This window comes from Maribacter arenosus (assembly GCF_014610845.1).
Classification (GTDB): domain Bacteria; phylum Bacteroidota; class Bacteroidia; order Flavobacteriales; family Flavobacteriaceae; genus Maribacter_A; species Maribacter_A arenosus.
Genome location: NZ_JABTCG010000001.1, coordinates 704,816 through 726,870, shown reverse-complemented (window position 1 = coordinate 726,870; position 22,055 = coordinate 704,816). Strand labels below are relative to the sequence as shown.

Below are 22,055 nucleotides of genomic sequence, written 5' to 3'. Positions count from 1 at the left end.
TATAGCGTATGGCGTTAAGCGAATAGCGCTTTAAATAATATTCAACATTTTTTCAGTGGCTTTTATGGCCGAAACGGTTTGATCGGAATCCAATCCACGGGTAATAAATTCCTTTCCGTTATTATCCCAAGAGATAATCGTTTCACAAAGGGCATCAGAATTACTTCCGGGAGGAATACGTACCGCATAATCCGTAAGTTTAGGGAATTCCCGTTTCTTTGATTTATAAATCTTGCGCAAAGCATTCATAAAGGCATCGTATTGTCCGTCTCCTTGGGCATGGGCTTCATGCAGCTCGCCATTGATTTCCAATGCCACTGTCGTTGAGGGTTTTAGGCCTTTAGAGTGGGTTAGGACGTAGGATTTAACAAACACCTTTTGCTGATACCCACCACTGTTCAATACATCGGAAATGATAAAAGGTAGGTCTTCCTTCGTTACACGTTCCTTTTTATCGCCAAGTTCAATGATGCGTTGGGTAACTTTTTTGAGTTCCTCATTATTCAAGGTAAGGCCCAACTCCTGTAAATTCTTTTGGATATTGGCTTTCCCAGAAGTTTTTCCCAAGGCATATTTACGCTTACGTCCAAACCTTTCGGGCAAGAGATCATTAAAATAAAGATCTTTTTTACTATCGCCATCCGCATGGATCCCCGCAGTTTGGGTAAATACATTATCGCCCACAATGGGTTTATTGGCGGGTATTCCAAAACCCGTAAAGGCAGAAACCAATTTACTGACCTTGTACAAAGAGGATTCGTTGACAGCTATTTCAACTTCAGGAAGAAAATCATTGATAACTGCGACCACACTAGCCATGGGTGCATTACCTGCGCGTTCACCCATACCGTTTACGGTAAGATGAATGCCATGGCAACCAGCTTTTATAGCTTCCATGACATTGGCCACACCTAGGTCATAATCATTGTGTCCATGAAAATCGAAATGTATATCAGGATATCTTTTGATAATCTGGGATAGAAATTCGAAAGTCTCATTATGTGTCAATACCCCAAGCGTATCGGGCAAAAGTATGCGTTCAACAGGTTGTTTCGTCAAAAAATCAAGGTATTGAAAAACATAGCCCTTTGAATTTCGCATCCCGTTACTCCAATCCTCTAGATAGACATTGGTTTTGATCCCTTGTTTGCTGGCTTGCTGCAACGTTTTGGAAATATCCTCAAAATGTTGTTCCGGTGTTTTCTTAAGTTGATGGGTAAGATGGTTCAAAGAACCTTTGGTCAACAGGTTCTGCACTTTTGCACCGGCTTTCTCCATCCATTGCAACGAAACGCCCCCATCGACAAAGGTCAATATCTCAACCCTATCTAAATAGTCTTTTTCGGCAGCCCAATGTGTAATTTCCTGAACCGCCTTTAATTCCCCTTCAGAAACCCTGGCTGATGCAATTTCAATACGATCTACCTTAAGCTCGTCCAGAAGTAATTTGGCCAAGGTAAGTTTTTCGGATACCGAAAAGGACACTCCCGAGGTTTGTTCCCCATCACGCAGGGTGGTGTCCATTATTTCAATCCGTCGCTTATTCATTTATAGGGAACTTTATGATTAATATTGCGCTTACAGGGGTGTATCTTGAGCGTATTCGCTGATCTTATCCTTAATGTTGAGTAAGTAATCAATATCATCGAAACCGTTGGTCATGTTCGCTTTCTTATAGTCATTAATCTCGAAGCTTTCCTTTTCCCCTGTAGCAAGAATGGTGACAGACTGCTCAGGAAGATCGATTTTTAATTGGGTTTTGGGATCTACTTCGATAGCTGTAAAGATCTTATGAAGAAATTCAGGACTCACCTGAACGGGTAAAACCCCTATATTTAAACAATTGTTTCTAAATATATCCGCAAAGAAACTGGAGACCACACAACGAAAGCCATAGTCATAGACGGCCCATGCCGCATGTTCCCTTGAGGAACCGGAGCCAAAATTTTTTCCACCGACCAAGATTTTTCCGCCATAAATAGGATTGTTCAAAACAAAATCCTGTTTAGGTGAATTATCGGAATTATAACGCCAATCCCTAAATAGATTGTCACCGAAACCTTTACGCTCCGTTGCCTTTAAGAAACGCGCCGGGATAATTTGATCGGTATCCACATTCTCGATAGGCAGTGGTACCGCAGAAGAGGTTAGTATGTTGAATTTATCGTATGCCATGTTTAAAGTTAAAAGTTTGAAGTTAAAAGTATTGCGTTTTGCACTAAGCCATTTCCATCTCCATGAGATCTCTAGGATCGGTCACTTTTCCGGTGACAGCTGCTGCTGCGGCTACTAACGGACTCGCCAACAAGGTTCTGGAACCTGGTCCTTGGCGACCTTCAAAATTCCGGTTCGATGTACTTACCGCATATTTTCCTGCAGGAATCTTATCATCGTTCATAGCCAAACAGGCAGAACAACCAGGTTCGCGCAAGGTAAATCCGGCTTCCTCCAATATGTCGAGCAAACCTTCTTCCTTTATCGCGGACTCTACTTTATGAGATCCTGGTACCAACCAAGCCGTTACATTATCCGCTTTTTTCCTTCCTTTTACGATAGCCGTAAATGCCCTAAAATCTTCAATCCTACCATTGGTACAACTTCCAAGAAAAACAAAATCTATGGGTTTTCCAATCATATTCTCACCTTCATGGAAATCCATATACTTAAGCGATTTTTGGTAGGTTGCTGCACCGCCTTCAACGACATCAGCTGTTGGAATCGATTTGGAAATTCCGATACCCATTCCCGGATTCGTACCGTAGGTAATCATGGGTTCGATGTTCGATGCATCAAAAGTAATTTCTTTGTCGAACTGGGCGCCCTCATCGGTAAACAAGGTTTCCCAATAGGTCATGGCCTTGTTTAAAGCCTCACCTTTTGGGGAGAATTCCCGCCCTTGAACATAGGCAAAGGTCTTTTCATCAGGAGCAATCATACCGCCACGGGCCCCCATTTCAATACTAAGGTTACATACGGTCATTCGACCTTCCATCGTCATATCACGAAAAGCCTGTCCGGCATATTCCACAAAATAGCCTGTGGCACCTGAAGTGGTCAGTTGGGATATAATATACAAGGCAACATCCTTGGGCGTTACCCCTTTGTTTAGCGATCCCTCAACATTGATACGCATACTCTTAGGTTTGGCCTGCATAATACATTGGGTAGCCAGAACCATTTCTACTTCAGAAGTTCCAATACCAAACGCAATGGCCCCAAAGGCACCATGGGTAGAGGTATGTGAATCACCACATACAATGGTCGCCCCAGGTTGGGTAATCCCGTACTCTGGACCTACCACATGAACAATTCCATTTTTTTCATGGCCCAATCCCCAGTACGATATGCCATAAGTCTCAGCGTTTTGCTCCAAGGCCTTCAACTGATTGGCAGAAAGCGGGTCTTCAACGGGTAAATGCTGATTAATGGTGGGCGTATTATGGTCGGCCGTAGCAAAGGTCTTCTCGGGATGTAAAACCTTTATCCCTCGATTTTTTAAACCTAAGAAGGCTACTGGACTGGTAACTTCATGGACCATATGCCGGTCGATAAAGAGAACATCCGGGCCATTATCAATATGATGGACCACATGGGAATCCCAAACTTTGTCAAATAGTGTCTTTTTTGAACTCATATAATGCTATTTCTTCTAAGCGTGCAAAACTATTAAAACTAGCCTTTTTAGGGAAATTATTAGCGATGAAATTACGATGTTCAAACTGATATTATAGTTTAACATTAGCCTTGACTACTTTAACATAATGGTAAGTTAATTCCAATTCAACAATTAATACCTTGTTCTGCAAGAATCTAAATAACAATCCAATGAAAAAAAAGTACACAACAAATCCAATCGCAATGACCTTGATTCTAATGTTCTGTTTTATCAGTACATCGGCACAATTGAATCTTCCGAGGGGAAGTCAAATGGCGAAAATAACCCAACGCGTGGGCATTACCGATATTTCAATAGAATACTCAAGACCTAGTGTAAATGGAAGGGAAATTTGGGGGAAGCTAGTTCCGTATGGAATGAACAATCTAGGATTCGGAACTGCCAAAGAATCCCCATGGCGGGCAGGTGCAAACGAAAATACAGTCATAAAATTTAAGGATGATGTAAAAATTGAGGGGAAGACATTGCCAGCTGGCAAGTATGGACTTCATATGGTCATTCATGAAAATGATAAGGCTACAATTATTTTTTCAAAAAACCATACAGCTTGGGGAAGCTACTTCTATAACCCTTCAGACGATGCCTTACGAGTTGATGTGAATATGGCGGATACAGCACATACCGAACAATTAACCTATGCTTTTGATGAGGTAACGGCCAATTCGGCACTTGTAACCCTAAGCTGGGGAAAAAAGAAGATTCCTTTTAAGGTTGAAGTAGATGTTGCAGATATAGTGCTTTCGGACATACGCCAGAAGTTGGAAAATGAGCCAGGTTTTAATAGACAAACCTGGGAACAAGCTGCAAATTTCTCCTTGAACAATGGAGGTGATTTGAATGAAGCCTTAGGTTGGATAGAGGCCACTATAGCTGGACAATTCTTTAGTCAGAAAAATTTTAATAACCTCAGTATCAAGTCACAGATCCTCACTAAGCAAGGTAAAACCACTGAGGCGGCCGCCGTAATGGATGAAGCTTTGGATTATGCAACGGTTTTTGAAATTCATGGCTATGGTCGACAACTAATAGGTCAAGGGCAAAAGCAGAAGGCCATGGAGGTCTTTAAGCTGAATGCAAAGAAGAACAAAGGACAATGGCCTGTAGATTTTGGATTGGCCAGAGGGTATTCGGCTTTAGGAAATTACAAGACTGCGCTAAAACATTTAAAAATAGCTGCCACTAGGGCTCCTGACCAACCCAATAAGGATGCTATTGCAGGGTACCTTGTAAAAATTGAGAATGGGGAGGACATCAATTAAAAAACGAATCGCATGAACCGTAAAAACCCTGATTTGATCGTCAGGGTTTTTCTAGATTAACCCCTGTTCTTTTTCCAATCTCAATAATTCTGTATCTATAAGGAGAATGTATTGGCTATAATCGCAGCATCTTTCTTATTCAGATGTTACAGATCTTTAATTAGGTAGCTTTAAATCATTGGTAGACAATGACTTCATTATTAAGAGGTATAAATGATGATTGATTGGTTTATTTTTTGGTGTAAAAGATTGTATATTTGCACGCGGCAAGTCCTACACGACCAGCTCCTGTAGAATCCCCCAGGGTGGGAACGCAGCAAGGGTATACGGTCGTAGCGGTGCGATGTAGGTAGCTTGCCGTTTTTTTATTCTTCAAATCTTCCAGGAACTCAAATACCGTAATTCATTTTTTAAAGGTTTTCAACAATTCAATGATTTGGAATTGGCTTTTTATAGGACCTTTTTTTATTCGTTAATTTGCAACTATTATGGAGCAAAAAATAGTGCTTATAACCGGGGGCTCATCCGGGATAGGAAAGTCGATCGGTAATTTTCTAAAGACAAAGGGTTTTAAGGTTTATGGAACCACCAGAAATCTTACCAAATATCCTGATTTCAATGATTTTGATCTTTTGGAATTGGACGTTAGGAATACCACTACAATTAATAAAGCCGTTTCCATGCTCTTGGACAAGGAAGGCCGATTGGATGTATTGATCAATAATGCCGGGGTAGGTATCACAGGACCGATCGAGGAAACCCCACACGAGGAGATCCTAAAAGCCTTTGAGACGAATTTTCATGGGCCCTTACATATGATCAAGGCTGTTTTACCCCAAATGCGCAAACAAAGGAGCGGACTCGTTATTAATATTACCTCGATTGCCGGGTACATGGGTTTGCCTTATCGGGGTATTTACTCAGCAACAAAAAGTGCTTTGGAAATAACGACAGAAGCACTTCGAATGGAGACCAAGGATTTCGGTATCCAAATGACCAATTTGGCTCCAGGTGATTTTGCCACGAATATCGCCAATGGTAGATATCATGCCCCGATTTTAGACGATTCACCTTATAAAGAGGCCTATGGCGGCACTTTGAAGTTAATCAATGAGGATGTTTCTGGCGGGAATGACCCCGTACAGGTTGCCCTTAAGGTCTATGGTATCATAATGGCCAAAAATCCAAAGGTGCATTATAAAGTAGGATCATTTATGCAAAAGTTCTCCATTTTCCTGAAGAGGCTTTTATCGGATAAAGCATATGAGAAACTGCTATTAAACCATTATAAATTGTAAATTTGGTGGGTTCAAAAGTAGCAAGTCCTATTATTAATCAAATTCCAATTACATGAAGTTTTTTATCGATACAGCCAATTTAAATCAAATTAAGGAAGCCCAGGAACTAGGGGTGTTAGATGGAGTAACAACCAATCCATCATTAATGGCCAAAGAGGGCATTACGGGACGCAATAATATCTTAAAACATTATGTTGATATCTGCAACATTGTAGATGGGGATGTTTCTGCTGAAGTTATAGCCACAGATTTTAAGGGCATGATCAAAGAAGGAGAGGAATTGGCGGATTTGCACGAGCAAATTGTGGTAAAGGTGCCCATGATCAAAGATGGGGTAAAAGCATTAAAATATTTTTCGGATAAAGGTATACGTACAAATTGTACGCTGGTCTTTTCAGTAGGGCAGGCTTTATTGGCTGCAAAAGCTGGGGCCACCTATGTATCCCCTTTTATTGGGCGATTGGATGATATTTCTACCGATGGACTTAATTTAATTGCCGAAATACGTCATATATATGACAATTATGCGTTTGAAACGCAAATATTAGCCGCATCTGTGAGGCATACGATGCATGTAATCGATTGTGCCAAATTAGGGGCCGATGTAATGACAGGACCTCTTTCTTCTATTGAAGGTCTTTTAAAACATCCGTTGACCGATATTGGGTTAGAAAAATTCCTGGCGGATTATAAGAAGGGTAACTGACAGTAACTTTAATCCCAGCACTAAATAAATAGACCCGAAGGCCATTGGTTTTCGGGTTCTTTATTTGAAGGAACGATAAATATCCCCGAATGCATCTACGATCAATTCATTCTCAGCGATAATACATTTGTTCATTGGGTAAACGATCAATGCCTTTGTCAGTTCTTCAAAGTTATCGGCGCGATATTGGTTTTCAGCATCTAGACCTTCCATGGGTAAGAGTGATTTCCATTCATCCAAATTGGTCTCTACATTAATACCGACATACGTATACGAAGGTTCTTGTTGGGTTAAATATCTAATACGTTTCGAAATATCGTTCAGATGTTTTTTATTGGCCGCAGACCAAAAGTAGAAGACGGTTTTCCTATCTTTTGAGATACTGGGCAGGGAAACCTTATCCCCATTAAAGTTGGTAACCTTGATTTCAGGGATTCTTTTATTGGGTTGAATGTTTTTAATGCCTTCGTAAAGATCGTCGATTTCAGCAATATGTTTGTTATTACCTGATAAGGCGTGGAAAACTTCCATGAAAATATTAATATTTTCTTCAGTATCGTGTACCTTCAATAGGTAATCAACGGCTACATTCCTAAAAAGGTTATCCTTTAATTCCTTTTCTATCACCAAGCTATCGATTAGTTTCAATTTGTGTTTATTGAAATGAAGATGGTTTTTTGCCATGTTATCCTTAATGTCACAACCATGGGTACAGGACATGTATGATAAATTACCAAAGTGGTTGACCATAAATTCATAATAGGGCCTTAGATAGGTTAAGTCCTTGTTATTATAGGTCAGGTCTTTTCTGTAGGCATAATACTCCTTGGTTAACTTTGGAACTGTTTTTTCCTTGGATAATCTTTTATGTTTAAAGGGGTAACGTTCCTTGAATTTTGCATAATTATATACGACGTCCGCCGTAGCGATTTCCATTTCCTTTTTCGTCAAGGGAAACTCAAGATTAAGATCGTTTAATAGATCCAACTTCATTTGTTGTAATGAATCGACTTTTCTACTGAAGTCTTCTGCATCTAATAGATAGTACTGATCGATAAGATATTCTTCTCCCTCATTAGCCAAAAAAATCTCCAACATGAAATTGTTTATCTCCTCACCAGTCCCCGAAAAAACAAGAGATTCATCAAAATCTACCGTATTTAAACGCAGCATAAGGCTGTCCCCTTTATCAAGGTATACATATTGTAATTCGGGAGCATGTTTAAAATGGTAGAGTCCATCTTCGATTGAATCCAGTTTAAAGGAAAACCTATTGTTCGCATCCAATGCGGAAGAATCAATTACAACATCGCCCTTATAAAGAACTACATGTTTGCTGGTTGGGTTTACGATTTCACCGCCGAAAAAAACATTGGGGGAATTTTTCTTGCTTTCGCTACAACCTGCTAAAAGAAATAGAAACAGATAAAGTAAACTTTTATTCATAGATGAATATGTACTATGTCCACAAAATTAATGAACCCATATATGGCACCCTGTTAATTGCGAGTTAAAAAAACATACGGTTTAGTTAAGATATTCTCAGTATTTAAGGGCGAAGATTATTGGTCTAGGCGTATAAATTTGACTATTTTTGCACGGATTTTAAAAAAGAGGAATATGTTATCGGTTTCAAATTTATCTGTACAATTTGGCAAACGCGTGTTGTTTGATGAAGTTAATGTTTCGTTTACCCAGGGGAACTGTTATGGGGTCATTGGCGCCAATGGGGCCGGTAAAAGTACCTTCTTAAAGATATTATCCGGACAAAAAGACCCAACTTCGGGCCATGTTCATTTAGAGCCGGGCAAGCGTATGTCCATTTTAGAGCAAGATCACAATGCCTATGATGAAAACACGGTCTTGGAAACCGTGGTCATTGGCAATAAACCCCTCTTTAAAATTAAGAATGAGATTGATGCCCTTTATGCCGATTATACGGATGAAAATGCTGATAAAATAGGGGAACTACAGGTTCAATTCGAAGAAATGAACGGATGGAACGCCGATAGTGATGCGGCGGCCTTATTGTCTAATTTGGGTATCCATGAAGAATTACATTATACCCTAATGGCCGAAATGGATTCTAAATTGAAGGTCAGGGTGCTTTTGGCCCAAGCCCTTTTTGGAAACCCTGATGTATTGATAATGGATGAGCCAACGAACGATTTGGATTATGAAACGATAGGATGGCTCGAAAACTTTTTGGCGGATTATGAAAATACAGTGATAGTGGTTTCCCATGACCGTCACTTCCTTGATGCCGTATGTACGCATATTGCGGATATTGATTTCGGGAAAATGAACCTGTATTCAGGGAATTATACATTTTGGTACGAAAGTAGCCAATTGGCGGCTCGACAACGCGCCCAACAAAATAAAAAGGCAGAGGAAAAGGCAAAGGAACTGCAGGAGTTTATCATGCGATTTAGTGCAAACGTAGCCAAAAGTAAACAGGCCACCTCTCGAAAGAAAATGCTGTCAAAATTAAAGGTCGAGGATATAAAACCTTCCAGTAGAAGGTATCCGGCCCTGATTTTTGACCGTGAGCGGGAAGCGGGAGATCAAATATTGAACGTTCAGGGATTAAAAGCCACTTCCGAAGACGGTGATTTATTATTCGATAAGGTCACCTTGAATTTGGCAAAAGGGGATAAGGTGGCAATTATTTCCCGTGACTCAAGGGCCACTACCGCTTTTTACGAAATATTGAATGCCAATAAAAAACCAGATTCGGGAGAATTTCAGTGGGGTGTGACCACAACACAGTCGTATCTGCCAGCAGATAATTCAGATTTCTTTACCCAAGACATCAATTTGGTCGATTGGTTGCGCCAATGGGCCAAGACCGAAGAAGAGCGCGAAGAGGTCTATATCAGGGGGTTTTTAGGTAAAATGTTATTTAGTGGGGAAGAAGCCCTCAAAAAGTGTACAGTCCTTTCAGGAGGGGAAAAAGTACGATGTATGTTGAGCAGAATGATGATGATCCGAGCCAATGTGCTCATGCTCGATGAACCTACAAATCACCTGGATCTTGAAAGTATTACCGCATTTAACAATTCGCTTAAGAATTTTAAAGGAACTGTCCTATTTACTACACATGACCATGAATTTGCCGAAACCGTGGCAGATCGTATCATAGAATTGACACCTACAGGCAACATTGACAGGTATTTAACGTTTGATGAATATATGTCCGATAAGACTATAAAGGAGCAACGTAACAAGATGTACGGGGTGACGGTATAGTTTACGCGGCGCCTAAATCTTACATTATGAAAACCTATGGCATTTTTTATGCTCTTTTGGTATTTGTGGTCTTTGGGTGCAGTTCTTCAGAAGTTACTGATATTCCCAAAGAAGAAGAAGAGAGCTTTTACAACGCAGATTATGTATTGCTTCAAAGTAACAACGATCAACTATCGGTCCAATTGCTCAATGCTACGGAGTCTACGATGAATCTCAGCGGTGCCCAAAGCACCTTTGAAAGTGTTTTGTTGCCCGAGATAACTTTCCGGCAAGGGACAACCTTTGCGTATTATAGCAGATTAACCGAATGTAGCGGACAAGTTACCATTCACGATTTCAAGGATGATACGGCTAGTACCTATGCACTATTTGGCGATTTGGTGGAATGTAACCTTAATACCACATCAATTGCCATTAAAGATGGGATCCTATATGTGTCCTATGTGGTCGAAGAGACCGCTAAAATCAGTAAATACTATGTCAGGGCCATAGATCTTGCCATTGAGGAAGATAATTTTATTGATATAGAATTGGATAAAAAACCGCTGCAAATGGACTATGCCAATGGTCGTTTATTCGTATTGACCATAGATTTGGAAATAACCGATGAAAATTCGTTATCGGTTATCGATATGGGATCCCAAACGTTGATCCACGAAATTGGATTGGGATATGATGTGGAACGGATTTTCGCGGATACCGATCAGAATATGATCATTTCGTACCAAGAATTGCATACGGTATTAAACAGCATTACCATGGGTGTACAATATATTAGCTACGAAGATGGTAAGGAACCCATGTTTTATAGTTCTAAATCCAACTCGTTTGATAGTGAGGGAAGGTTATTTTATATTCGACCTGAAACTGAATTTTCTGGAATTCCGGCAATATATGATTTCTCCGATAATCTGGCATTGTTATATTACTATGCAAACTTTCTAACGGCTTCCCAATTGGAATTTGAGTTTAACATAGGGAAAACGACCATGATAGGTTACGATGATATAAACAACGTTATGTTGGTAGGTTATCAAAAAAAGGATGACGAAAGCAATGGTGGACTTCTACGGATACAATTGGAGCCCGAACCTGAGTTTTTGGATAACCTGGATATCAATGGAATCCCCTATGCGGTGTTCTATCAAAACTAAAATACTTTTGAAAATATTCAGTAATTGAAATACCTGCTATTCCAAATGGCATGGTTAAAGTTCTTTCCTTTGGCAAAACCATAGAAAATAACAACCCCAACCGCTGATTTGAATATAAACAGGAACAACAACCAGAACTCATACCCCGTATTCGTTTTTGAGAAAAGTTCCATGGGAATCAGTAATGTCGTTAAATAGCTTAAGACGAATACAGTAATGGCAAGGTTAACTATATTCTTGAAAGGCCACATAAACGTCTTCCGCAAGGGGTGTAGGTCATTGCCCCATTTATGGATAAAATAAAAATAATCATTGCCAAGGGTAACAAATAATAAGGGGTCGTCCTTATCCTTTAATTTGAACAGTTTTGAAGGCGCGATTATCTTAAAGTTCGAAAGTACAGTATTGTGCTCTTTTTCAAGATGTTGGATTTTTGAGATTGCTTCCTGAGGAATATCGCCCTTGAAATATTTTGAATCCAAGAATCGGAGGCGGTAATCGGTGCAAATCTTACGTATTTGGTCTAGGTGATATATATTTTCAGAGGCCAAAAGGTCAAAGTTGAAATGGGAGGCGGCTCTGGGATTTCCATGCATTAGGTCATTTTCTATCCTATCCTTATGCTTCTCCCCAGCTTCGAAAATTTGCTTGATTTCTTCCAGAATATCGATACTATCGAATTCCTTCAATTTCGCCTTTTGCAACACTTGCTCTATGTCTGTTTTCTCTAATTTCATAGCATTTCAATTATCGATACATCCAAATTTAAAAAAATTACGGAAGTATCAAATTTTCGAGTGTTAAACCTCAATTGTTAAAAATATGTTAAATTCTATGAAGCGCATGGTACGACAGTGACAGACACGGTCTTTTATTGTATATTGTCGATCATTCGATGCATTTCATCGATGAAATACTATCAAGCCCTAAATACCTAAATAGAACCTAAATGAAATGTTATGTCCCCCAGCTGGTCTTGTTGACTCTTTTTTTGACTTTTTTCGCCTCCGCCCAAGACCGTTATCCAAACTCAGAAAGTAACTTATTGGCAATGGATTTTCAGGAATCCATTAATTGGAATACCGAAAACTCCGGTAATCATGATACGTTATCTGCAGCCATGAAAGCCGCAGGATTAGACAATGTGTTGAGCTATGATGGACCGTTCACGGTTTTCGCACCTTCGGATCAAGCCTTGGATACTTTGTTTTCAGATACGGCCACTGACTTGTTCGAACCAGAAAATAAAGGTGCCTTACAGGCTCTTTTACGATATCATATAATTGCCGGCGAATTTACAGCCTCCAGAATTCTCAGAGCCTTATGCAGGGGTGGAGGTAAAGCTACTTTTATGACCGTACAAGGTGAATCCCTTACGGCTACAATAAAAGGTATAGATATTGTTTTAACCGATAGTTTTGGAAATACAGCAATGATAACCACGGCCGACGTAAATCAATGTAACGGGATAATCCACGAAATAGATAGTGTGATTTTGCCTCGGAACGCTACCTTTTTACCTTAATTCGGCACCGAGTTCATTTTCATACTGATACTGCAATTTCGACATTATTTTGTCAATCTGCTTGTCCGTCAGTGTCTTATTATCATCCTGTAAAGTAAAGCTTACTGCATACGATTTTTTTCCTTTAGGCAGTTTCTTCCCAGTATACACGTCAAATAGATTTACATTTTTCAAAAGCGTCCGTTCTGTTTGGAAAGCAATATCATGAATTCTTTTAAACTCGATATGCTCATCTAATAGCAATGCGAAATCGCGTTTTACCTCCGGATATTTCGGGATGGGCTTGAATTTTATTTCTGTCTTGGGGACCAATTCAACTATGGTGTCCCAGTTAAAATCTGCATACAACACCTCCTGTTTTAGATCAAAACGTTTGGTTACGGTTTTATCAACGACCCCAAAATGTACTAGCTTCCTTTTATTGCATGAGAATGTCAATCCTTCTGAAAATAGGGTATTTTCCAAGGGGTTAGAACTAATATCCGTAATGCCCAATCGGGTTAAAGTATTCACAATAACCGATTTAAAGAAGAAAAAGTCTGTTTGTTTTTCTGGGGAAGCCCAACCTGTATTGTTCCTGTTTCCAGAAACAAATAGACTCAGATGTTTGTTCTCAACATACTTATCGGTAAAATGATGATAGGTTTTCCCGAATTCAAAGAGCCTCAGATTTCGATTTTTACGATTTATGTTATACGATATGGTTTCAAGACCATTCATTAGCATACTTTGGCGCATTACCGATAATTCCGTGCTCAAAGGATTCAGTATAGTTACTGACTGTTCACTTTTTAGCTCCTTTAAGCCTTCAACATAATCAGGAGAGGTAAGGCTATTGGTCATTATTTCATAAAAACCCCGTGCGGCAAGGAAATCGCCGATGATATCTTGTAAATTATAATCCTCATATTTTGAAATAGGGGCAATAGAGGCATTCAATTTATCCCCGAATGCAATATTATTATAGCCATAAACCCTTAAGATTTCTTCGATGACATCTACTTCGCGCTGAACATCGACCCTATAAAAAGGTATTACCAATCCCATTCCGGATTCTGTCACATTTTTTACTTTGATCTCAAGGGAAGCCAAAATAGATTTAATAGTATCTCTAGGGATTTTCTGGCCAATAAGGTTGTCAATTTTATCAAATGTCAAAAAGACCTGGTTATCGTTTTTCTTGATTGGATAAAGATCAACGATATCCGAGGTAATATCACCACCGGCAATTTCTTTGATTAATAGTGCCGCCCGTTTTAGGCAATATTCCACATTTTCAATATCGACACCCCGTTCAAATCGGAAAGACGCATCGGTATTCAAACCGTGTCGTTTGGCAGTTTTTCGAATGGCAATTGGGTCAAAATAGGCGCTTTCCAAAAAAATAGATCTGGTATTTTCAGTGACTCCGGTGTTGATTCCTCCAAAAACACCTGCAATGCACATAGGCTTTTCAGCATCACATATCATAAGATCTTCTTCATGGAGTTCCCTTTCGACACCGTCCAAGGTCATGAATTTAGTCCCCTTGGGCAATGTTTTGACAATTATCTTCTTACCAAAAATTCGATCGGCATCAAAAGCATGTAAGGGTTGTCCCATTTCATGTAAAACATAATTGGTAGCATCAACCACATTATTTATAGGGCTAAGACCGATGGCCTTTAACCTATCTTTTAACCAATTCGGAGAAGGTTGCACAATTAAATTGCTCAGGGTAACCCCGCAGTACCTGGGCGCTAGGGTATTGTTATCAACCATCACATCTATCTTCAGGGACCTGTTGGTAATATGAAAATGACTGGTTGAAGGTGTGATCATTTCTATTGCGACTTCTTTTTGTTTAAGACCCGCTTTTAAGTCCCTCGCAACACCATAGTGACTCATGGCGTCGGCCCTGTTCGGGGTAAGGCCAATTTCAAAAACCTCATCGTTCTCAAGCTCAAATACTTTGGCACATGGGGTTCCAGGCACCAAGGAATCACTTAAGACCATAATGCCGTCATGGCTATCACCAAGACCCATTTCATCTTCGGCACAGATCATTCCATGACTTTCCTCCCCGCGGATCTTACCTTTCTTTATCGTAAAGGCTTCCCCGTCTTTTGAATATAACGTAGTTCCAATTGTGGCTACGGGCACTTTTTGACCTATGGCTACATTCGGTGCCCCGCAGACGATTTGAAGTGGATTTTTTTCGCCAATATCTACAGTGGTTAATTTAAGTCGGTCAGCATTTGGGTGTTGTTGGCAAGTGAGTACATGGCCTACAACTATACCTTTAAGGCCACCTTTTACGGTCTCATAAGCTGAAATGCCTTCCACCTCTAAACCCAAATCGGTCAAAAGCTCACCTGTTTTATTGGCCTCCCAATCTATTTTGAGAAATTGTTTTAACCAGTTGTAAGATATGTTCATTGGCTTAATTTAAAGCTGGTAAAGATAAAACAATGATATAAGACATTCAATACAGTTGTGATTGATTTGTTTTTATTTTTTTATGTACGATGATTTTCATTTCTTCGACATATGGTACGAAATTAAAATTATGCAAAAAATCGGATTGTTCCTATCGGCATTTATCTTATGTATCTCTTGTGGAAAACACCGGGATTCAAAACTCTCTGAAGGGTTTTGGCTTGCTGAATTGCAGACTCAAGATAGGGAAATATTACCTTTTAATTTTGAATTAAAGCGGGATAAGGGGCAATTGACCATCAATATTATTAATGCTGATGAAGTTATCAAGGTTGATGAAATTGAGGTCCTGAAAGATTCCATAGTAATTCGATTACCTGTTTTTGAAGGATACATAGCGGGGAATTATACAGATACAACGATTACTGGGAAATTCATCAAAGAAAGTCTTAATCGCATAGTTCCTTTTAAAGCTACTCATGGGAAACGCGATAGGTTTAAAAGTAATAGGGAGCCTATGCTCAGTATTTCCGGTATATGGGAAACGGAATTCAGTCCAGATACCGATCATAGTTACTTAGGAAAGGGAATATTCACTCAGGTCGGCAATAAAGTCAAGGGCACCTTCAGGACAACCACAGGTGATTATCGATACTTGGAGGGGGTAATGGATGGTGATATAATGAAAGTCTCGACGTTTGATGGGGCGCATGCTTTTTTATTCACCGCAAAAGCGACGGATAGTAGTTTATTGGGCATATTTTATTCGGGCAATCATTTTCAAGAACCCTTTGTTGCAAGAAGAAATGAAAGTTTTGAATTACCCGATGAGAATTCCTTGACATACTTAAAACCAGGCTATGATAAATTCACCTTTGCTTTTCCCGATTCCGATGGGCGTTTGGTTTCCTTAACGGATGAACGCTTCAGGAACAAGGCCATGATCATACAGATTATGGGTACTTGGTGCCCCAATTGCCTTGATGAATCAAAATTTCTGGTCAATTATTTAAAGGATAACCCAGAAGTTGAAGTTGGAATCGTGGCTTTGGCATTTGAATATGCCAAAACCGAGGAAAAGGCGTTTCAACGCATCGATAGGTTAAGAACGGCTTTAGGTATCGGGTACCCTATTTTACTGGCTCAATATGGTACTTCGAGTAAAATAAAGGCACACGAAAAATTACCGATGCTGAATCATTTACTATCGTATCCAACAACGATTTATATCGATAAAAAGGGTGAGGTAAAGAAAATCCAAACAGGATTCAATGGTCCGGCAACCGGTGAAAAATATGATGTGTTCAAGAAAGAGTTCGATGTATTCGTAAGGCAATTGTCTTCAGCCCAAGACGATTTTATTAAATAATCGTTGATTGTCCCAAGCCTATATTCTCATCATTGATGTTCAAGTTGTCATCAACATCAACAATATTTTTCGAGATAAAATCCCCAACGCTAGATGTGCCATATTTAGTGCTTCCCATGATATCCATAGTCACTATCTTTTTCCTGAACGATTTATGAACAGCTGCGACAACAGCATTAAACTCTTCTTTAAGTCCAAAATGATTAAGAAGTAGGGCAGCGCTTAAAATTGCGGCAATTGGGTTGGCAATATCCTTACCTTTCGCCTGTGGATAGGAACCATGAATAGGTTCGAACATGGCATAGTTGGTCCCGACCGAAGCGGAGGGTAATAATCCCGATGATCCTATAAGCACATTGCATTGGGCAGAAAGAATATCACCAAACATATTATCCGCCAGGATGACATCAAAAGAAGTTGGTTTTAGTGTCATCAATATTGCGGCATTGTCAATATACATATTGGTCAATTCTACCTCTGGATAACTTTCAGCCACTTCGGCAACGACCCTTCGCCAGAGTCTTGAGGTTTCCAATACATGGGCTTTATCGACTAAAGTCAGTTTTCCTTTTCTTTTTTTGGCAGCTTTAAAAGCCATATGGGCCACGCGGCTTATTTCTTCTTCGGTATATCTACATAAATCCGTTGCCACTGTTCCATCGGCACTTAAACTTTTTTCCCCAAAATAAATGCCACTGGTAAGCTCACGATATATTACTAAATCGGTTCCAGTGATGACACTCCTTTTTATTGGAGAATTGTTTATGAGTGCCGGGAAAACTTTAACTGGGCGAATATTTGTGAAAAGGTCCAATTCCTTGCGTAAATACAAAAGGCCGTCTTCAGGGCGAATTTTGGCATTGGGGTCATTGTCGTATTTTGGGGTGCCTATAGCGCCGAACAAAATAGCATCGGAAGATTTACAAAGCTCTATGGTGGCATCGGGAAGAGGATTTCCTGTTTGGTCCATGGCTGCAGCGCCGATCAATCCTTCGGTAAAAGTAAATTGATGGCCAAAATTTTCCTCAACCGCCAATAGGCATTTGACAGCTTGGGCCAGTACTTCAGGCCCTATGCCATCGCCACCTAAAACAGCAATATTCAATTTCATTTACGAAACACTTTCAATTTTAATATTACTTTTTTCGACGATTTCATGTATGTCCTTATCAACAACTTCCTTTTTCCTATCCGCGTACTTTAAAAACTCTTCATAGACCCTATCCAATTGTACTTTGGTCAGTTCGTAACCGACTTTTTTCGCCCGATAGGCCAAAGCAGCCCTCCCACTTCTCGCGGTGAGTAGAATGGATGATTCATTTACCCCAACATCGGCAGGATCCATAATCTCATAGGTTTCCCTATTTTTGATTACGCCATCTTGATGAATACCAGAACTATGGGCAAAGGCATTGGCGCCTACAATGGCCTTGTTGGGTTGCACTACCATTCCCATTTTTTCAGAAACCATGAGACTGGTATCGTACAATAATCGACTATTGATATTTGTGTCTAACCCAAGGTAAGGGTGTTGTCTTAGGATCATGACCACTTCTTCCAAGGATGTATTGCCTGCCCGTTCACCGATACCATTAACGGTACATTCGATTTGCCGAGCACCATTGATGACTCCAGCTATTGAATTGGCCGTTGCCAAACCAAGATCATTGTGGCAGTGACAGGAAAGAATCGCTTTATCGATTCCAGTAACATTTTCTTTGAGGTACTTCATTTTAGCGCCATATTCCTCTGGCAGGCAATAACCCGTAGTATCCGGGATATTCAATACAGTTGCCCCAGCTTTGATTACGGCTTCACAAACTCTTGCCAAGAACTCATTATCTGTTCGGCCGGCATCCTCCGCATAAAACTCTACATCTTCAACGAAAGATTTGGCATACTTGACCGCGCCTATTGCCCGTTCGAAAATGGCCTCCCTATTCGAATTGAATTTATGTTGAATGTGCGAATCTGAAGTTCCTATACCTGTATGTATTCTTGGGGTTTTGGCATATTTTAAAGCCTCGGCCGCTACTTCAATATCTTTTTTTACTGCACGGGTCAAACCACAGACCGTAGCGTTTTTTACAACTTTGGCAATTTCCATCACCGATTTAAAATCCCCCGGGCTCGACCTGGGGAATCCCGCTTCGATTATATCCACCCCTAATTCATCAAGTCGCCTGGCGATGACCAATTTCTGTTTCTTGTCCAACTTACATCCAGGAACCTGTTCCCCATCACGCAGCGTGGTATCAAAAATATGTACTATATCTTTACTCATTATATTATTGTAGATTTACTAGCATTTACGAATATATAACCAATGGTACAACCGAATTGTATTTTAGGTTTGTATTTACAACGTTAAGTAACTTTTTGGTTCGTCTAAAGCATTAATATACAACAATTTAAACTATATAGATTACGATGACAAATGCACATAAAGATGCATTGTTTGTTCTGGTAAAATCGCTCTCCAAGTCCGAAAAGCGTCAATTTAAACTGTATGTCGGCCGGTTGGGAGTAAATACTGATGCTAAGTTCTTGGCATTATTCAATTTATTGGACAAAATAAAGCAATATGACGAAAAGGTAATTATGGATAGCGGGATTGTTAAAAAATCGCAACTTTCCAATTTAAAGGCCCATTTATACAAACAGATTCTGGTAAGTCTCCGTTTAAATCCCGTAAATCAGAATATTAGGGTACAACTGCGTGAGCAATTGGATTTCGCGACCATTCTGTATCAAAAAGGTCTTTACAAACAGAGTTTGAAAATCCTGGATAAAACCAAATATGTGGCTATCGAAAATGAGGAGAAGAATATAGCCTATGAAATAGTGGAACTCGAGAAAATAATCGAGACACAATATATTACTAGAAGTATTCCGGATAGGGCCGATGAATTAGCGATACAAGCCAAACAGTTGTCCGAGCAGAATGTAATGACCAGTAAGCTTTCGAACCTATCATTACAACTATATGGTCTTATGCTCAAGGTAGGATATGTCCGTAATGATGGGGATTTAAAAATGGTGAAGACCTATTTTAAGAACAAGTTGCCCAAATACAACATCGAAGACCTCGGATTTCGAGAGAAATTATGGCTGTATAAAGCGCATTTATGGTATAGTTTCTTGATCCAGGATTTTCTTTCCTGTTATAAATACGCCAAAAAATGGGTGGATCTTTTTTATGAGAATGAAAAAATGATCCAACTGAACCCTGTCTTTTTCCTAAAGGGAAACCATTATTTGCTAGAGTCTTTATTTTTTGTAAAATACAGTTCCCAATTTAAAGAAACGCTGCAAAGATTGGAAGCCAGGGTTGAGGCGAAGGATTTTCCCAAAAATGATAATATTGCGTCCCTGGCCTTCCTGTATATAAATGCCAATAGATTGAATCTTCATTTTATGGAGGGTACTTTCAACAAAGGGCTATATCTGGTCAAAATTATTGAATACGGCATCAATAAGCATAAACAACGTTTGGATGCGCACCATATAATGATCCTGTATTATAAAATTGCCAGTCTTTATTTTGGGAATGGCGATAATAAGAATTGTATTTTATACTTAAAGAAAATCATTGACAACAAAAATTTAAAAATGCGTGAAGACCTAATGTGTTTTGCAAGGGTCTTAAGTTTAGTTGCGCATTACGAGGCGGGGATGGACTATCACATGGAACTTCAGTTGAAAAGCACCTATAAATTTTTGATGAAAATGAATGATCTTCATGCTGTTCAGAAAGAGATGATAAAGTTTTTACGTAACCTTGGCAACATCTACCCGAGTGATCTTCGTAACGAATTTCAAAAACTCTATAACGAACTTAAAAAGTATGAAAACCACCCTTATGAAAAAAGGGCCTTCCTTTATCTGGATATTCTTTCATGGCTAGAGAGCCATTTGGAGAATAAACCGGTTGCCCAGATCATTCGTGAAAAGGCGATGCAACAAACAAGATAAGCTCCGGTTTGAGAAATAAACAGCATCTTTCCCATCTGTTGGAAATTAATCTCGCAATGCTCTTTATCAGCACTTCCGGGGCATTGGGAAGGTACGTCCAATTACCGGTACCCGTTACCATAGCAACAAGGGGGGTGTTGGCGTTTTTTCTATTATTTCTTTTTTGCCGATGGAAAGGAATTTCCTTACATATTCGTTCTGGGGACAGGTTTATGGTCCTCTTAAGTGGCGTTTTGATGTGTTTACATTGGTTAACTTATTTTTATGCCCTTCAAATGTCAAATGTGGCATTGGGAATGTTGTCGCTGTTCACTTATCCCGTAATCACGGCATTTTTGGAACCTTTGATTCTTAAGACCAAATTTCAACGGATACATGTTTTATTGGGAATTCTTGTTTTATGTGGGCTTTACTTTTTAACCCCGGATTTAGATTTTGGAAACTCCAAAACACTAGCCCTGGTTTTAGGTGTTACCTCTGCCTTGTTCTACGCTTTAAGAAATATCATTTTAAAATCCAAGGCAGCCAGTTACCACGGTTCTATGTTAATGGTTTACCAAACCGGGATTATAGGATTCTTATTATTACCCGCTTTTTTCTTTATTGATGGGCAAACACTGCTATCGCAATGGGAAGGCATCATAGCGCTGGCCGTTTTGACCACAGCCATAGGTCATACTTTGTTCCTAACGACCTTCAAACATTTTTCAATGACATCGGTAAGTATAATCAGTAGTATCCAACCGATATACGGTATTCTGATCGGTGCCATTTTTTTATCAGAAATCCCTACAGTCGCCACCATTATAGGGGGTACGTTTATATTGGGGTCCGTGGTCATTGAAAGTATCCGAACTTCCCGATAAGGTTTTGATGGGTAAAGGGCAATTCGCCTTAGGGTTGATTGATGCCTGGAGTTTCAGGATTGAACTGTTTTATAAGGCCATCACCCATTTTACCAAACTCATTGTTCTTGGCCATTTCGCGCACTTTTACAGGGTCGAAATCCCCATTAAAATAAAGGAATGAACCATTTAGGTTGTCATTGTTGTAAATCAATATCTCCTTTACACTATTGCACTTTTCACGAATGGATACTACATTTCTTTTTAAATCGTCATTTTTACGATATACCTCAATAAAAGAATTACCTGTGATACCATTCATTTGGTTGTTCAGAAATTGTGTCCTTGCCGGGGTAGCACTGGGAAAGCGCATATATCTCAAATCCTTGGTATTCCCAACAAGGGATTGCATTTCTGGTGAAATGCCACTAATTAAAGTGAGCATAAACCGGGGAATGCGAATGGCCGTAACTTGGTTGTCGTTTTTGTGGGCGTTGTAAAAAGTGTCGATGGAGTTATAACTTCCGCAAGAGGCTGAAAGAATCAGACCGATAAGTAAAAATGCTCTTTTGATCATGGTA

Annotated in this window: 18 protein-coding genes and 1 other RNA gene; 10 read left to right on the top strand and 9 right to left on the bottom strand. The window is 39.6% G+C overall.

Annotation, left to right across the window (positions count from 1 at the left end; translation table 11 throughout):
- Positions 1–30: 30 nt before the first annotated feature.
- From HPE63_RS03220 to leuC, 3 genes are read right to left on the bottom strand one after another with little or no spacing between them, the layout of a single operon-like run.
- The gene (locus tag HPE63_RS03220; protein ID WP_188312780.1) at positions 31–1,548 is read right to left on the bottom strand and encodes an alpha-isopropylmalate synthase regulatory domain-containing protein; all 1,518 of its coding nucleotides are present in this window, start codon (positions 1,546–1,548) and stop codon (positions 31–33) included.
- A gap of 30 nt (positions 1,549–1,578) precedes the next feature.
- Positions 1,579–2,175 (bottom strand): 3-isopropylmalate dehydratase small subunit, encoded by a 597-nt coding sequence (gene leuD / locus HPE63_RS03215; protein WP_188312779.1) that lies wholly within the window; start codon positions 2,173–2,175, stop codon positions 1,579–1,581.
- Between the two features lie 43 nt (positions 2,176–2,218).
- A complete protein-coding gene (leuC, locus tag HPE63_RS03210; RefSeq protein ID WP_188312778.1) occupies positions 2,219–3,634 on the bottom strand; it encodes a 3-isopropylmalate dehydratase large subunit in 1,416 nt (471 codons plus the stop codon).
- A gap of 191 nt (positions 3,635–3,825) precedes the next feature.
- On the opposite strand from leuC, the gene HPE63_RS03205 reads away from it, so the two are divergent.
- From HPE63_RS03205 to fsa, 4 genes are all read left to right on the top strand, one after another.
- The gene (locus tag HPE63_RS03205) at positions 3,826–4,935 is read left to right on the top strand and encodes a DUF2911 domain-containing protein (RefSeq protein ID WP_188312777.1); all 1,110 of its coding nucleotides are present in this window, start codon (positions 3,826–3,828) and stop codon (positions 4,933–4,935) included.
- A 264-nt stretch (positions 4,936–5,199) separates the two neighbouring features.
- Positions 5,200–5,298, top strand: an RNA gene (gene ffs, locus HPE63_RS03200) — signal recognition particle sRNA small type.
- A 125-nt stretch (positions 5,299–5,423) separates the two neighbouring features.
- Positions 5,424–6,233: an SDR family oxidoreductase gene (locus HPE63_RS03195; RefSeq protein ID WP_188312776.1), complete on the top strand. Its 810-nt coding sequence runs from the start codon at positions 5,424–5,426 to the stop codon at positions 6,231–6,233.
- A 52-nt stretch (positions 6,234–6,285) separates the two neighbouring features.
- Positions 6,286–6,939 (top strand): fructose-6-phosphate aldolase, encoded by a 654-nt coding sequence (gene fsa / locus HPE63_RS03190; RefSeq protein WP_188312775.1) that lies wholly within the window; start codon positions 6,286–6,288, stop codon positions 6,937–6,939.
- A gap of 60 nt (positions 6,940–6,999) precedes the next feature.
- Here the strand turns inward: fsa and HPE63_RS03185 are convergent, their stop codons facing one another.
- Positions 7,000–8,385 carry a transaldolase gene (locus HPE63_RS03185; RefSeq protein WP_188312774.1) on the bottom strand — a complete coding sequence of 462 codons (1,386 nt, stop codon included), beginning with the start codon at positions 8,383–8,385 and terminating at the stop codon, positions 7,000–7,002.
- Positions 8,386–8,559: 174 nt separating this feature from the next.
- On the opposite strand from HPE63_RS03185, the gene HPE63_RS03180 reads away from it, so the two are divergent.
- Both HPE63_RS03180 and HPE63_RS03175 read left to right on the top strand, forming a co-directional pair.
- Positions 8,560–10,188, top strand: a complete 1,629-nt coding sequence (locus HPE63_RS03180; protein WP_188312773.1) for an ABC-F family ATP-binding cassette domain-containing protein — start codon at positions 8,560–8,562, stop codon at positions 10,186–10,188.
- 26 nt (positions 10,189–10,214) lie between these two features.
- A complete protein-coding gene (locus HPE63_RS03175) occupies positions 10,215–11,342 on the top strand; it encodes a hypothetical protein (protein WP_188312772.1) in 1,128 nt (375 codons plus the stop codon).
- 17 nt (positions 11,343–11,359) lie between these two features.
- Here HPE63_RS03175 and HPE63_RS03170 read toward each other — a convergent pair whose 3' ends face one another.
- On the bottom strand, positions 11,360–12,079 hold the full coding sequence (locus tag HPE63_RS03170) for a hypothetical protein (protein WP_188312771.1): 720 nt from the start codon (positions 12,077–12,079) through the stop codon (positions 11,360–11,362).
- A 212-nt stretch (positions 12,080–12,291) separates the two neighbouring features.
- Between HPE63_RS03170 and HPE63_RS03165 the strand changes: the two genes are divergently transcribed.
- On the top strand, positions 12,292–12,867 hold the full coding sequence (locus HPE63_RS03165; RefSeq protein ID WP_188312770.1) for a fasciclin domain-containing protein: 576 nt from the start codon (positions 12,292–12,294) through the stop codon (positions 12,865–12,867).
- On the opposite strand, the gene pheT is transcribed toward HPE63_RS03165, so the two are convergent.
- Positions 12,859–15,285 (bottom strand): phenylalanine--tRNA ligase subunit beta, encoded by a 2,427-nt coding sequence (gene pheT / locus HPE63_RS03160; protein ID WP_188312769.1) that lies wholly within the window; start codon positions 15,283–15,285, stop codon positions 12,859–12,861. The two genes, HPE63_RS03165 and pheT, sit on opposite strands and share 9 nt — an antisense overlap.
- Positions 15,286–15,415: 130 nt before the next feature.
- On the opposite strand from pheT, the gene HPE63_RS03155 reads away from it, so the two are divergent.
- Positions 15,416–16,654, top strand: coding sequence for a TlpA family protein disulfide reductase (locus HPE63_RS03155; RefSeq protein WP_188312768.1), 1,239 nt, complete (start codon positions 15,416–15,418; stop codon positions 16,652–16,654).
- On the opposite strand, the gene leuB is transcribed toward HPE63_RS03155, so the two are convergent.
- Complete coding sequence (leuB, locus tag HPE63_RS03150) at positions 16,647–17,765, bottom strand: 3-isopropylmalate dehydrogenase (RefSeq protein WP_188312767.1); 1,119 nt, start codon at positions 17,763–17,765, stop codon at positions 16,647–16,649. The genes HPE63_RS03155 and leuB overlap by 8 nt on opposite strands.
- Complete coding sequence (locus HPE63_RS03145; protein WP_188312766.1) at positions 17,766–18,938, bottom strand: 2-isopropylmalate synthase; 1,173 nt, start codon at positions 18,936–18,938, stop codon at positions 17,766–17,768. It lies immediately after the preceding gene.
- A 146-nt stretch (positions 18,939–19,084) separates the two neighbouring features.
- Between HPE63_RS03145 and HPE63_RS03140 the strand changes: the two genes are divergently transcribed.
- Positions 19,085–20,629, top strand: coding sequence for a hypothetical protein (locus HPE63_RS03140; RefSeq protein ID WP_188312765.1), 1,545 nt, complete (start codon positions 19,085–19,087; stop codon positions 20,627–20,629).
- An 8-nt stretch (positions 20,630–20,637) separates the two neighbouring features.
- On the top strand, positions 20,638–21,495 hold the full coding sequence (locus HPE63_RS03135) for a DMT family transporter (RefSeq protein ID WP_223198033.1): 858 nt from the start codon (positions 20,638–20,640) through the stop codon (positions 21,493–21,495).
- Between the two features lie 28 nt (positions 21,496–21,523).
- On the opposite strand, the gene HPE63_RS03130 is transcribed toward HPE63_RS03135, so the two are convergent.
- A complete protein-coding gene (locus HPE63_RS03130; protein WP_223198032.1) occupies positions 21,524–22,051 on the bottom strand; it encodes a DUF4252 domain-containing protein in 528 nt (175 codons plus the stop codon).
- Between the last annotated feature and the right edge of the window lie 4 nt (positions 22,052–22,055).